Source organism: Pannonibacter indicus, from assembly GCF_001418225.1.
Classification (GTDB): domain Bacteria; phylum Pseudomonadota; class Alphaproteobacteria; order Rhizobiales; family Stappiaceae; genus Pannonibacter; species Pannonibacter indicus.
This window is the reverse complement of record NZ_LIPT01000008.1, coordinates 47652-61399: the sequence shown is the minus strand read 5'-3', so window position 1 is coordinate 61399 and position 13748 is coordinate 47652. Positions and strand designations below refer to the sequence as shown.

Below are 13748 nucleotides of genomic sequence, written 5' to 3'. Positions count from 1 at the left end.
CGTGGCAGAATTGCACCCGGACTGGACACCTGATGAAGCTGCATGGCTGGCAGCCGTTGACAAGGCGCTGAAGGGCGCTCCGCGCGAGCGTCTCGTCTCGCGCAGCGAGGACAGCCTTGCCATTGCGCCCTTGTATCCGCGCAAGGCGGAAGCCTCCCCGCGCGCTGGCCGCCCGGCCGGGCAGCCCTGGAAAATTCTGCAGCGCGTTGACCACCCGGATGTGGAAGCTGCCAACCGGCTGCTGCTGGAGGATCTGGCGGGCGGTGCCGATGGCATCGACCTGGTTCTGACCTCCTCAGCCAATGCCCATGGCTTTGGCTGCGGGGCGCAGGATGCAGCCGGGTTCGACCGTCTGTTCGAAGGCGTCTACACCGATCTCATCACCATACGGGTCGATGGCGGTTATGAAAGCGGTTCGACGCTGGCCCTGCTGATTGGTCACGCTCAGCGCATGGGGCTGGACGTGTCGAAGCTTAATATCATTTCTTGCAGTGACTATGTGACCAAGCTGGTGCACACTGGCACGCTCAAGAATTCCATTCCCGTATTGCGCAAGCGGATGGCCGATCTGGACCGTTTCGCGGCGGATCGCGGCCTGAACGGGCCGTTGATGTGCAGTGATGGCCGCAGCTGGCATAACCGCGGGGCAACTGATGCCCAGGAACTTGCCTGGACGCTGGCAGCCGCCCTGCAGTATCTGCGCGACTTTGATGCAGAAGGAGCAGGCGGGGACAACCCGGCCGCCCGCATCAGCATGACGCTGGCCGCCACGGCCGACCAGACCGGCACCATTGCAAAGGCGCGGGCGATGCGCCGTCTCTGGGCGGCTGTGCTGGAGCAAAGCGGGTTGCCGCAACACCACCTGCATCTGCATATGGAAACCTCCTGGCGGATGCTGACCAAGGCCGATCCATACGTGAACATTCTGCGCGGCACCGTGGCCTGCTTTGCGGCCGGCGTGGGCGGGGCGGACAGTATCAGCGTGCTGCCCTTCACCACCGCCTGCGGCCTGCCGGACAGCTTTGCCCGGCGCGTTGCCCGCAACACCCAGACCATCCTGATCGAGGAGAGCAACCTGCACCGGGTGGCCGATCCGGGCGCCGGTTCCGGCGCCATCGAGGCCCGGACTGAAGATCTGGCCGCTGCTGCCTGGGCGCTGTTTCAGGAAACGGAAGCAGCCGGCGGCATCGTTGAGGCCATGATGGCCGGTACCGTCCAGAAACGCGTGGACGCGGCAAGGGCGGAGCGCAGCCAGAAGATTGCCAGCCGCCGCCAGCAGATCACCGGCGTCAGCGCCTTCCCCAACCTGCAGGAAGGGCCGGTGCGGGTTCTCTCCGGTGAGCATCTGCTGCTGGACGCTGCCTCTTCAACCCTCGCTCTGCCGAGACCGGGGGAGGGATCCGTCATGCAGGCGGTTTTCGACGCGCTGGAACAGGGCGCGACGCTGACGGACATCATGGCGTCCCGCCCGCTGATCGACGAGATCAGCCTCAACACCAGGATGCCGCGGCCGGAACGCCAGTCCGAGCCATTCGAGCGCCTGCGGGAGGCCGCCGCCCTGACCAATCCGTCCAGGCGTACCGTTTTCCTGGCCGCGCTGGGGCCGCTGGCGGATTTCACAGCGAGGGCAACCTGGGCCAAGAATTTCTTCGAGGCGGGCGGCCTGCCGGTGACCGGCGGGACAGAGACGGACGGCATCGGCGCCACCGTCGAGGCCTGGCGCGCCAGCGGGGCGCCGCTGGTCTGCCTCGTCTCTTCCGACAAGATCTATGCCGCGCAAGGCGCGGAGGCGGCCGCGGCCCTTTCCGCCGCCGGGGCGGAGCACATCTATCTGGCCGGAAAGCCGGGCGAACTGGAGGCCTCCTTGAAGGAAGCAGGCGTCAGCACCTTTGTCTTCGAGGGCTGTGCCATGCTGGACATCCTCGCCGACGCGCACAGGCGTCTTGGCTTGCCAGTTGAGGTGGGAATATCAGGGGAGGGGCTGCTGTGAGCCGTATTCCGAATTTTGCGGGCCGTCCGTTCCGTGACGCACTGGGCAAGGCCGAAGCGCCTGAGGGCCTGGACAGCTGGATGACGCCGGAGGGCATCGCCGTGCCGCCGGTGCCAACAGCTGCCGATCTTGAGGGCCTCCCGCATCTCGACAGCTACCCCGGCCTGCCGCCTTTCGTGCGCGGGCCTTATCCCACCATGTATGTGCAGCAGCCCTGGACCGTGCGCCAATATGCGGGCTTCTCCACGGCGGAGGATTCCAACGCCTTCTACCGGCGCAATCTGGCGGCCGGCCAGAAGGGGCTCTCCGTCGCCTTCGACCTTGCCACCCATCGCGGCTATGACAGCGACCACCCGCGTGTGGCCGGTGACGTGGGCATGGCGGGCGTGGCCATCGACAGCATCTTCGACATGCGCACGCTGTTTTCCGGCATCCCGCTGGATCAGATGAGCGTGTCCATGACCATGAACGGCGCCGTGCTGCCGGTGCTCGCGCTCTATATCGTTGCCGCCGAAGAGCAGGGCGTGGCGCAGAACCTGCTGTCGGGGACCATCCAGAACGACATCCTCAAGGAGTTCATGGTCCGCAACACCTACATCTACCCGCCTGCGCCCTCGATGCGGATCATTTCGGACATTTTTGCCTATACCTCGCAGAACATGCCGAAGTTCAATTCCATCTCCATCTCCGGCTATCACATGCAGGAAGCCGGGGCGACGGCGGATCTGGAGCTGGCCTATACCATTGCCGACGGCATCGAATACGCCCGCGCCGGGGTGGCGGCGGGCATGGACATCGACCAGTTCGCGCCGCGCCTGTCGTTCTTCTGGGCCATCGGCATGAACTTCTTCATGGAAGTGGCAAAACTGCGCGCCGCGCGCCTGATCTGGGCGCAGCTGATGCAGCAGAATTTTGCGCCGAAGAGCGGCAAGTCCCTGTCGCTGCGCACCCATTCGCAGACCTCCGGCTGGTCGTTGACGGCGCAGGATGTCTACAACAACGTCATCCGCACCTGCGTGGAGGCTATGGCGGCGACGCAAGGCCACACCCAGTCGCTGCACACCAACGCGCTGGACGAGGCGCTGGCCTTGCCGACGGACTTTTCCGCCCGGATCGCCCGCAACACCCAGTTGTTCCTGCAGCAGGAAAGCGGCACCACCAGCCCCATCGATCTGTGGGGCGGGTCCTTCTATGTGGAGAAGCTGACGGCGGATCTCGCCGCGAAGGCCATGGCGCATATCACAGAAGTCGAGGCGCTGGGCGGTATGGCCAAGGCCATCGAAAAGGGCATCCCGAAGCTGCGCATCGAGGAGGCCGCCGCCAAGACGCAGGCGCGCATCGACAGCGGCGCGCAGACCGTGGTGGGCGTCAACAAGTACAAGCCGGACTTCGAAGAGCCCATTGAGGTTCTGAAGGTGGACAATGCGCAGGTGCGCGCCATGCAGATCGAAAAGCTGCAGCGCCTCAAGGCCGAGCGCAACGAGGCCGAAACACAGGCCGCGCTGGCCGCCCTCACCGCCTGCGCTGCATCCGGCGAAGGCAACCTGCTGGACCTTTCCGTCAAGGCGGCAAGGGCGAAGGCGACGGTGGGCGAAATCAGCCTGGCGATGGAGCAGGTGTTTGGCCGCCACAAGGCGGAGATCCGCTCCATTTCCGGCGTCTACAAGCGCGAGGCAGGGGCCATGTCGGACAAGGTGGGCAAGGTGCAGAAGCTTGTCGAGGCCTTCGAGGAGAACGACGGGCGCCGCCCGCGCATTCTCGTCGCCAAAATGGGGCAGGACGGCCACGACCGCGGCCAGAAGGTGATCGCCTCCGCCTTCGCCGACCTCGGCTTCGACGTGGACATCGGCCCGCTGTTTGCAACCCCGGAGGAAGCCGCCCGGCAGGCGGTGGAAAATGACGTGCATGTGGTAGGCGTGTCGTCGCTCGCCGCCGGCCACCTCACCCTGGTGCCCGCCCTCAAGGCGGCACTCGCCGCAGAAGGGCGCGAGGACATCATGATCGTCGTCGGCGGCGTCATCCCTCCGCAGGACTACGGCGCCCTCTACGCCTCCGGCGCCACCGCCATCTTCCCCCCCGGCACCGTCATCGCCGACGCCGCCGTGGACCTCATCGCCAAGCTGAACGCGAGGCTGGGGTATGAGGGAAGCGCGGCGGCGTGAGGGATCAGGAGTAACCGGCTTCTCTCTGGTGCCGGATTGCGAGAATGATGACGGTTTCACCGTCGAATTGGTGGCGCGCGGTATAGCCGCTATCGCCGAAATCGACGAGCCATTCCCTGAACTGCTCCGGCAGGCCTTCAACAGGGCGGCGGATGCGGGGCTGTGTACCGAGTATCTTCAGCCCCAGCGGATGGCGTCACCTGCATGCTGTGCGGCTGTGGGGTTCTTTTCGCGCAGAAACTCGCGCAGCCGGTGACGGTCCCGTATGGCTGCGGGGCGAGGATTACTTGCGGCATTTGGGGGCGGGCAGGTCGGCGTCAGAGCCCAGCTCGCCAGCCATTGGTCCACCTCTTCGGCGGTGGCGTGCATGCCGGTTTGCTGAAATTCCTGCCATGCCTTGAGGGTTTCCTGACGCAGTGCCTCGCGTTTTTCCTCACGCTCGACATACTGGGCAATGGCTTCGCGCATGATCCAGTGCGAGCTGCGCTGACGCGCCTCCGCCAGATTCTGGATACGCTCTTTCAGGCTGTCATCCAGCTTGATGGAGGTTGCCGATGCCATCTCATGTTCCGGAGTAAAAGGTATTACCTTTTGATACTTCACCGCGTTCGTGCCTGATGTGCCCATTCACGGGCCGCTACCAAACGTGAGCAGATCGTACCGGCCGGACGGCCCAAAAGACCGCAGATCTGGCGGCATCGTGAGTGATTTCGGCGCATTGTTTTGCCCGCATGGTGCGATGAAGGGCTGATCGGGCCTTTGTGTCCGCAGTCCTGCAGCCGAGGTTGATTGGAACATGCCGCCCATTGCCGGACGCATTGCGGGCGATGAACGCCTTCCGGTTGAGGCCGGTGCCGTCATTGTTGGCGGGGACATCCTCGGCGCCACCGCTGCCTGCTTCCTGGTAAGGCGGAACCGGCACTCGCCGCGCCTGCCATCGCGGAAAGGGCCAGAGCTTTGGGCGCCACGATCCATCAGGGATGCGCCGCCCGGGGGATTGATCTGGCCAATGGCAGGATCGCCGGTGTGCACACGGAGAAGGGCTATATCAAGACCAGTGCCGTGCTGTGTTCGGCGGGCGCCTGGTCCTCGCGGTTCCTGAGGCCGCTTGGGGTCAGCTTCCCGCAGGCAAGCATCCGCCAGACTGCGCTGCGCTCCGCCCCGACGGTTAACATCGGCGAGGCGATTTCCACGCCCTATTGCACGATCAAGCGTCGGCTGGACGGAAGCTGCACACTTGCCATCAGCGGCAAGGCGAACCTCGAAATCACACCCCAGGCTATCCGCTATAGCCGGGAATTCATGCCGCAGTTCATCCGCCGGCTGAAGAATGTCAAACTCGGCATTGGCAAGCTGTTCCTGTCCGGGCCGGATTCACTGTCTGCCCTGCTGGCCACCGACGGCCGGATCTTTGAAACGAACCGGGAGCTGGACCTGCCGCCGTTGAAGTGGCTGGTCCGCATGTGGTGGAGAGCGTGCGCAAGACCTTCCCCCAGCTGGACGTCTCCGCCATCTGATACCCGGGCGTGATGCGTCAGTGCTGAGCGGGCGGCCCGCACATTGGCCGGGGGAGCTGGCATCTGCCGTGCCCCCGGCCCGGTGTGTCAGCCCTGCAGCGTCCGGGTGCCCGTTCCTTGATGACGCCGCCGATCTGGATGACCTTCAGAGTGCCCGCGTCAATCTGCTGCCGCGCGTGCTGGAAATCACCGATCTGGACGGATTGGGACAGCCGATCGCAGAAAAGGCGCGCACGCGGATAGAGACCGGTTGGCAATTCGTGCTTACCGGGCACATCCGGGCCCATGTTGACCACATGCCTGCCGGGACGACCCGAGCCGGCATCGAACAGCGGTTCACGCGAAGGGGGGGCCGTGACGGTGATATCGGCGGTGGCGGTCCGGCAGGTGTTGACCTTGCCGCTCTAAAGCACGGCGGGCAGACGTCGGGTCCGCGGGTCGAGCAGCACGATGGTCGAATTGTGCCGCGGCAGGCCGATGGCCGGGGCAGCGTCGGGGGGCTGTGTCAGGGGGCAGATTGCATCTTTGCCCGCATGGCCGCCGCCAATTGTGCCGATTGAACGGCAAAAACGAATGATTTTACTGGCTTGATTGCGGCAAACGGCAGGGGCGACTGGCCGGGGAGTGTCATTTTGTCCGTGACTTCAGCAGAAGCCGGACCACGTTGCACCTGTGGCAAGCCAGAGCGTGAGAGAGGTTGCGGCTTGCATGACCATCGCCACGCCTCCGGCGCAGGGCAATGGCATCCGGTTCTTCAAAGACCTGCCTGGGCCGCAGGACGGCCCTCAGGTACGCCCCTGAAAATCAATCCTTTGGCCAGTGATGAGGATCGCGCCACCCATGCAAACCGCAGAACAAACCAGCCCGCACCCGCCATCGATCCACGGTCCCGTCACGCCATCACTTCTGCTCGACCGCAGCAAGTTCGACCGCGACGTCACCCGGCTGGCTGATCACGCGCGGCAGTTGGGCATGGTCCTGCGCCCGCATATGAAGACCGCAAAGAGCATTGACGTGGCACGGCGTGTCTTTCCGGATGGGCCGGGGCCGATCACCGTCTCCACGCTTGCCGAGGCCGAGTACTTCGCCAGCCACGGCTATCGTGACATGACTTATGCAGTGGGCCTGTTGCCGGCTTCTGCCCTGCGCGCCATGGAGCTTTGCACCCGCACAGGCGCAGACCTCAAACTGTTGCTCGACACGGTGGAACAGGCCGATGCCCTGGCTGCGGTGCGCGAAAATGCCGGTATCGGGGCGCGCAGGGAACGCATTCGCGGCTGGTGAAGGCCGCCGCTACGACAAGAGGCTCGAAGCAAGATGAAACTGACATCTGGCAGGGCGGCGTCCCCGCTCACGCACCTCGCCGGCAACGGCCATCTCGGCCTTTTCTACATCGGCGGTCAATGGGTTTACCCCAAGGGCACTGCCCACGCCGATGTGGTCAACCCGGCCACCGAAGAGATCATTGCGCGGGTTCCGCTCGGGAACAGCGCTGATGTGGATGCTGCGGTGTCTGCCGCACGGCGGGCGTTCGCCAGCTGGAGCCGGACGCAGCCGGGCGAACGCTCCGCGCTTCTGGAGCGTCTGCAGCAGCAGATCGAGGCGCAGAGCGAACGCATCGCGCAGTGCCTCAGCCTCGAAATGGGGGCCGCGATCAGTTACGCGCGGAGCGCCCAGGTGCCGCTGGCCATCGCCCATGTGAAAGCCGCGCGGGAGGTTCTTGCTGACTTCCGGTTCATCGAGCGGCGCGGCCAGACCGCCATCGCGCGCGAGGCAATCGGCGTCTGTGCGCTGATCACGCCGTGGAACTGGCCGCTCTACCAGATCACGGCCAAGGTGGCTCCGGCCCTTGCCGCAGGCTGCACCGTGGTGCTGAAGCCGAGCGAGCTGTCGCCGCTGAGTGCGCTGCTCTTCGCAGAAGCCATCGAGCAGGCGGGCTTCCCGGAGGGCGTGTTCAACCTCGTCCATGGCAGCGGCCCGGACGTTGGGGCCGCGCTCGCCGCGCATCCCGATGTCGACATGATCTCCATAACCGGCTCCACCCGCGCCGGCATTGCGGTGGCCCAGGCTGCCGCAACGACGGTGAAACGCGTTGCCCAGGAACTCGGGGGCAAATCGCCCAACGTTATCCTGCCGGATGCCGATCTCGCGGGTGCAGTTCCCCTCGGCGTTGCTGCCAGCTTCCGCAATCTGGGGCAATCCTGCAGCGCACCGACCCGCATGATCGTGCCGCGCGCGCGGCTGGCCGAGGTCGAGGCATTTGCCGTCAAGGCTGCGGCCGAGATTGTTGTCGGGGATCCCTTTGTGGAAACGGTAACGCACGGGGCCATCGCCAATCGCGCGCAGTTTGACCGCATTCAGACCATGATCGGCGCGGCCATTGCCGAAGGCGCCAAGCTGTTGACTGGCGGGCAGGGCCGCCCGGACGGCCTCAAGGCCGGGTTCTTCGTCAAGCCCACCATCTTCTCAGACGTGCGCACCGGCATGCGGATCGCGCAGGATGAGGTCTTCGGGCCGGTGCTCTGCATCCTTGCCTATGACACGGTCGAGGAAGCCGTCGCCATCGCCAACGACACGGTCTATGGCCTCGGAGCCCATGTTCAGGGCAGCGGCATGGATCTGGTCCGGCACGTGGCATCGCAGATCCGCTCCGGCCAGGTGCACCTGAACTATCCGGCCTGGGACCCGCACGCCCCGTTCGGTGGCTACAAGCAGTCCGGCAACGGGCGCGAATATGGCCTTGAGGGCATGCTGGAATATCTCGAAATCAAGTCGGTGCTGGGATACTATCAGGACGCCTAGGTCCGGCGTCTTCTATTGTTGTTTGTGGACAGCGTCCGGACACACCGTGCCGTACGCTGTCTGCTTTTTTGAGGGCGCCCGGTCTGGGCGGTTCTCAGGCCACCGGCCGGAAAAGGGTTCGCTCAGACGAAGCGGGCAACACTGATGCGGCACTCCCTTTTCAGATGGCGCAGGCGTGACCGGCTCCCGGACAGGGGCATCAATTGATCTTCTGGGCCTGCCGGCGGATCTTCAGCGTGGTGCTGGCCACAAGCTCCACAGAGTCTGCGATATCACTGATGGCGCTGCTGATCTTGGTCACTTCGGTTGCCGCGGATTGCATACTGGAGGAGATATCGCGCGATACAGCTGACTGCTCTTCGACAGAAGCCGCGATCGTTGTCGAGATCTGGCGGATTTTTTCCGTCGTGTTGAGGATCGAGGAGATGGCCCTGCCTGCCTTATCAACGGAGGACTGGACCGCCGTGATCTGACCGGCGATTTCCTCGGTCGCCTTGGCTGTCTGCGCTGCAAGGTTCTTCACTTCGGTGGCGACCACGGCAAAGCCCTTGCCTGCTTCTCCGGCTCTTGCGGCTTCAATTGTCGCATTGAGAGCAAGCAGGTTGGTTTGATTGGCGATTGTATCGATCAGCTCAAGGACCTCACCAATTTTCTGCGAGTTATCTGTAAGGCTTTCCATGATGCTGCGGGAGGCTTCCGCCTCGCCTGCGGCCTGATCCGAGATAGCGTTGGCATGCGTCACTTGCCTGCTGATCTCTGAGACGGACGCCACCAGTTCTTCCGTTGCGGCAGCCATGGTCTGGACGCTGGTGGAGGTGGTATCGGATGCGTCCTTGGCGTCACGTATCTGCCGGGTTGCTTCGGTCAGTTTGCTAGCGACCTCCAGCAATTCGTTATTGAGCCGCAGGTTCTCGTTCCTGCGATTGATTTCCTCGGTCTGATCGGTTGCGATCTTGATGACCTTCAGCACCTTGCCGGTGTTGTCGAGAACAGGTGTGTAGGTGCCGACGACGAAGACATCCTTGCCGCCTTTTCCCTTACGGTTGAATTCGCCTGTGTTTGGCTTGCCTTTTCCCAGTTCCTTCCAGAAATCCCGGTAGCTCTCGGAGGCCTGCTCCTCGCGTGACAGGAACATTCTGTGATGCTGTCCGGCGACTTCATCCAACCGGTAGCCCATCAGGTTCAGGAAGTTCGCATTTGCCGTGAGAATGGTGCCATCGGGTGTGAATTCGATTATCGCGCTGGTCCGCCCGATGGCACCGACAAGAGCCTGTGTCTCAAGGCTTTGCATTTTTGCAGCCGTAATATCTGACGCGATCTTGATGACGCTCTGAACCTGACCCGCGGCATCAAGCACCGGGGTGTACGATCCAGCTATCCAGACGTCCTTGCCGTTTTTCCCGATGCGGCGAAACTGCCGGGTTTCCGATTTGCCCTTGGCGAGTTCTGACCAGAACTGCCGGTACTCCGGTGTCTTTGCCTCGGCAGGATCCACGAAGATACTGTGATGCTTTCCCGTAATCTCGCTGAGTTTGTATCCCATCACTTCGAGAAAGTTATCATTTGCCGTGATGATCGTTCCGTCAGGTTTGAACTCTATGATTGCCTGGGCACGGCTGATGGATTCAAATTTTGCCCTGAAGGGATTGCGGATACGAAACATATGGGAAGCTCCGGACGCTGAATTTATGTCCAGAGGCAGTTTGAGCTCAGTTGCGTAAATAAAGAATAACTTCTGGGTTGGTCTGGAGGGCGTAAGCAAATTTTATTTTGCCTGATATTGTATTGTTAAAAATGACTATATGTTAAATCTGGCGATCCTCAACCCCTCGGCGCAATCGTCTTGTCTTTGTATCAAGTGTGTCCGGAACGGACTGCCGGTGGTTTGCGTGCCACACAACGCCGGCTGAGCCAGAAAATGGTGAAAGGGTGCGGACATTGGTTTGCGACTGTGCCGCTGGATCAGGACAATAGGCAATGCCTCTGCAAGAGGCCTCAAGCTTCTGAAATTCATCAGCAAACCGCCTTTCCGGCTGCTTGATCAGAAAATCTGATTGATACAATCAGAAGATACGAATTTTGCTAATTCCAGCAATTGGGTAACGTCATGTCACTGGCGCTGTTCCTGATCAGGGAACGGCGGCTGATCCCTGCTGAAGCGGGGCAGATTTTCCGGGCAGCGTACCCCGCCGCTGCCTGCCGAAGAAGAGGGCGGCGCGCCGTGCCGCCCTGCTGAAGTGCCTCAGGCGGCAGAGATGCTGCCGGGGGCAATGTTCGGGCGGTCGGCTGTACCGCTTGGGGTAAACACAGGCGGTGTCTGGCCGCCTCAAGAACCATATGGACCGGAGAGAGACAATGGACGCGACGAATGCCAGCAAGGCAGGCAAGTGCCCGGTGATGCATGGTGGCAACACCGTCACCGGCAACTCGAACATGGAGTGGTGGCCAAACACCCTCAACCTCGACATCCTGCACCAGCATGACGCCAAGTCCAACCCGCTGGGCAAGGATTTCAACTACCGCGAAGAGCTGAAGAAGCTGGATGTAGAGGCGCTGAAGGCCGATGTGAAGGCACTGCTCAAGGACAGCAAGGACTGGTGGCCGGCTGACTGGGGCCATTATGGCGGCCTGATGATCCGCCTTGCCTGGCACTCGGCCGGTTCCTATCGTCTGGCGGATGGCCGTGGCGGCGGTGGCTCGGGCAACATCCGCTTTGCTCCGCTTAATTCCTGGCCGGACAATGCCAGCCTCGACAAGGCCCGCCGCCTGCTGTGGCCGGTGAAGAAGAAGTACGGCAACAAGATCTCCTGGGCCGACCTCATCCTGCTTTCCGGCACCCTGGCCTATGAGGACATGGGTCTGAAGATCTTCGGCTTTTCCTTCGGCCGCGAGGATATCTGGCATCCGGAAAAGGACACCTACTGGGGTGCGGAAAAGGAATGGCTGGCGCCGTCCGACAACCGCTACGAGGACGTGACCAAGCCGGAGACCATGGAAAACCCGCTGGCTGCCGTGCAGATGGGCCTCATCTACGTGAATCCGGAAGGCGTCAACGGCAAGCCGGACCCGCTGGCCACCGCTGCCCACGTGCGCGAGACCTTCGCCCGCATGGCCATGAACGATGAGGAAACCGTGGCGCTGACCGCTGGCGGCCACACCGTCGGCAAGGCCCATGGCAATGGTGATGCCGGTGCGCTCGGCGCCGAGCCGGAAGCGGCTGGCCTTGAAGCTCAGGGCCTCGGCTGGCTCAACCCGAACCAGCATGGCAAGGCCAGCGAAGCCGTGACCTCCGGCATCGAAGGCGCATGGACGACGAACCCGACCGTGTTCGACATGGGCTATTTCGACCTGCTGTTCGGCTATGAGTGGGAACTGACCCGCAGCCCGGCAGGAGCCCAGCAATGGCAGCCGGTCGGCATCAAGGAAGAGCATATGCCGGTTGATGCGACGGACCCGTCCATCCGCCGCATGCCGATGATGACCGATGCCGACATGGCCATGAAGATGGATCCGAAGTACCGGGCCATCTGCGAAAAGTTCATGGCTGATCCGGAGTACTTCAAGGAAACCTTCGCCCGCGCCTGGTTCAAGCTGACCCACCGCGACATGGGCCCGAATGTGCGCTACATCGGGCCGGATGCGCCCAAGGAAGACCTGATCTGGCAGGACCCGGTCCCGGCTGGCCCGAAGAACTACGACATCGGCGCCATCAAGTCGAAGATCGCTGCCAGTGGCCTTTCGGTTGCCGAACTGGTTTCCACCGCATGGGACAGTGCCCGCACCTATCGCGGCTCCGACAAGCGTGGCGGTGCCAACGGTGCCCGTATCCGCCTTGCCCCGCAGAAGGACTGGGAAGGCAACGAGCCGGCCCGCCTTGCCAAGGTGCTGGGCGTGCTGGAGCCGATCGCCAAGGCCTATGGTGCAAGCCTTGCCGACGTGATCGTGCTGGCTGGCAGCGTGGGGATTGAGAAGGCCGCCAAGGCAGCCGGTTTTGATGTTTCCGTTCCGTTCGAACCGGGCCGCGGTGATGCCACTGCCGAGATGACCGACGCGGACTCCTTCAAGGTTCTGGAGCCGATCCACGACGGTTTCCGCAACTGGTTGAAGAAGGACTATGTGGTTTCGCCGGAAGAGCTGCTGCTCGACCGCGCCCAGCTGATGGGGCTGACCGGTCCGGAAATGACCGTTCTTCTCGGCGGCATGCGCGTTCTGGGCACCAACCACGGTGGCTCCAAGCATGGCGTGTTCACGGACCGGGAAGGTGTCTTGACCACGGACTTCTTCGTGAACCTGACCGACATGGCCTACACCTGGAAGCCAGCCGGCAAGAACCTCTACGAGATCCGCGACCGCAAGACCGGAGCGGTGAAGTGGACGGCGACCCGTGTGGATCTGGTGTTCGGCTCCAACTCGATCCTGCGTGCCTATGCCGAGATCTATGCCCAGGATGACGCGGCAGAGAAGTTCGTGAAGGACTTCGTGGCTGCCTGGGTGAAGGTGATGAACGCAGACCGCTTCGACCTGACGGCCTGATCCGTCCGGTTAAGGAAACAAAACGCGCGGCGCTCCGGGAAACCGGGGCGCCGTTTTGTGTTTGCAGGCCTTGATTGTCAAAGCCCGTAACCCTGCGCCATGGCTGCGGCAAAGAGCGGAAGAAGGGGGAAGAGCAGTAACTCGGCCACAAGGGCGCGGCGGACCAGCCTGTGCCCGGCTGCCGGAGGCACAAAGGCAGGATCTGCCTTCAGCTGGCGCCGCCAGGACAGGATACGCAGGGTTGGCAGGATGGAGATCAGCCCAATGGCGAGGAAGATGCCCATCTTTGCCCAGAAGAACAGGTTTTCAAGGTAGTAGTCCGCTCCCTTGCCGCCATACATGACGCGCAGGCCGCCAGCCAGCAGCACCAGAACGGCGAGCGCGCCATAGTGGAGATCGAGCAAGGCAAGCCGCTTCAGATCCTCCGATGCGAGTGTCTGGCGCAGGCAGATGGCCAGTTCCATCACCAGCACCGCGAAGAGCGCGAAGACGGCCAGATGATGCAGGCCGGCAAGAACAAGGCCAGAAAGAAGAAGGGATGCGTCTGCCATTCAATCCTCCAGAGGGAACAAAAACGGCCCGGCAACCCGTCCCCACTTACTCCACCTGCAGGTGGGGCCGTCGCGGTGCGCAGGGTATGACTGGCCTGTGGTCACACTGCATTCCCCCGCACCGGAAAAATTAGTCTGAGCGGCCTGCCAGGGCACGTTGCCAGGGGAAGGACTTGATGTGTACACTGTAAAC

8 protein-coding genes and 2 pseudogenes are annotated in these 13748 nt (G+C 62.9%); 6 read left to right on the top strand and 4 right to left on the bottom strand.

Annotated features, from left to right (window positions below; all coding sequences use genetic code 11):
* Position 1 precedes the first annotated feature (1 nt).
* Both ASC48_RS12640 and scpA read left to right on the top strand, forming a co-directional pair.
* Entirely contained in the window at positions 2-1990 is a 1989-nt protein-coding gene (locus ASC48_RS12640; protein ID WP_055456222.1) for a methylmalonyl-CoA mutase subunit beta, read from the top strand.
* A complete protein-coding gene (scpA, locus tag ASC48_RS12635; protein ID WP_055456105.1) occupies positions 1987-4152 on the top strand; it encodes a methylmalonyl-CoA mutase in 2166 nt (721 codons plus the stop codon). The genes ASC48_RS12640 and scpA overlap by 4 nt, the downstream gene beginning before the upstream one ends.
* A gap of 283 nt (positions 4153-4435) precedes the next feature.
* Here the strand turns inward: scpA and ASC48_RS12625 are convergent.
* Positions 4436-4713 (bottom strand): annotated as a pseudogene (locus ASC48_RS12625) (CopG family ribbon-helix-helix protein).
* A gap of 342 nt (positions 4714-5055) precedes the next feature.
* Between ASC48_RS12625 and ASC48_RS12620 the strand changes: the two are divergent.
* A pseudogene (locus ASC48_RS12620) lies at positions 5056-5651 on the top strand (NAD(P)/FAD-dependent oxidoreductase); the annotation flags it as partial.
* A 35-nt stretch (positions 5652-5686) separates the two neighbouring features.
* On the opposite strand, the gene ASC48_RS19960 reads toward ASC48_RS12620, so the two are convergent.
* Positions 5687-6001: a hypothetical protein gene (locus ASC48_RS19960; protein ID WP_244270055.1), complete on the bottom strand. Its 315-nt coding sequence runs from the start codon at positions 5999-6001 to the stop codon at positions 5687-5689.
* A gap of 508 nt (positions 6002-6509) precedes the next feature.
* Between ASC48_RS19960 and ASC48_RS12610 the strand changes: the two genes are divergently transcribed.
* On the top strand, positions 6510-6953 hold the full coding sequence (locus ASC48_RS12610) for a type III PLP-dependent enzyme domain-containing protein (RefSeq protein WP_055456102.1): 444 nt from the start codon (positions 6510-6512) through the stop codon (positions 6951-6953).
* A 33-nt stretch (positions 6954-6986) separates the two neighbouring features.
* Positions 6987-8471 carry an aldehyde dehydrogenase family protein gene (locus ASC48_RS12605; protein ID WP_055456101.1) on the top strand — a complete coding sequence of 495 codons (1485 nt, stop codon included), beginning with the start codon at positions 6987-6989 and terminating at the stop codon, positions 8469-8471.
* Positions 8472-8670: 199 nt separating this feature from the next.
* Here ASC48_RS12605 and ASC48_RS12600 read toward each other — a convergent pair whose 3' ends face one another.
* Positions 8671-10134 (bottom strand): methyl-accepting chemotaxis protein, encoded by a 1464-nt coding sequence (locus ASC48_RS12600; RefSeq protein WP_055456100.1) that lies wholly within the window; start codon positions 10132-10134, stop codon positions 8671-8673.
* A gap of 692 nt (positions 10135-10826) precedes the next feature.
* Here ASC48_RS12600 and katG point away from each other — a divergent pair.
* Positions 10827-13004, top strand: coding sequence for a catalase/peroxidase HPI (katG, locus tag ASC48_RS12595; RefSeq protein ID WP_055456099.1), 2178 nt, complete (start codon positions 10827-10829; stop codon positions 13002-13004).
* A gap of 77 nt (positions 13005-13081) precedes the next feature.
* On the opposite strand, the gene ASC48_RS12590 is transcribed toward katG, so the two are convergent.
* Positions 13082-13555 carry a DUF2214 family protein gene (locus tag ASC48_RS12590; protein WP_055456098.1) on the bottom strand — a complete coding sequence of 158 codons (474 nt, stop codon included), beginning with the start codon at positions 13553-13555 and terminating at the stop codon, positions 13082-13084.
* Positions 13556-13748: the final 193 nt, after the last annotated feature.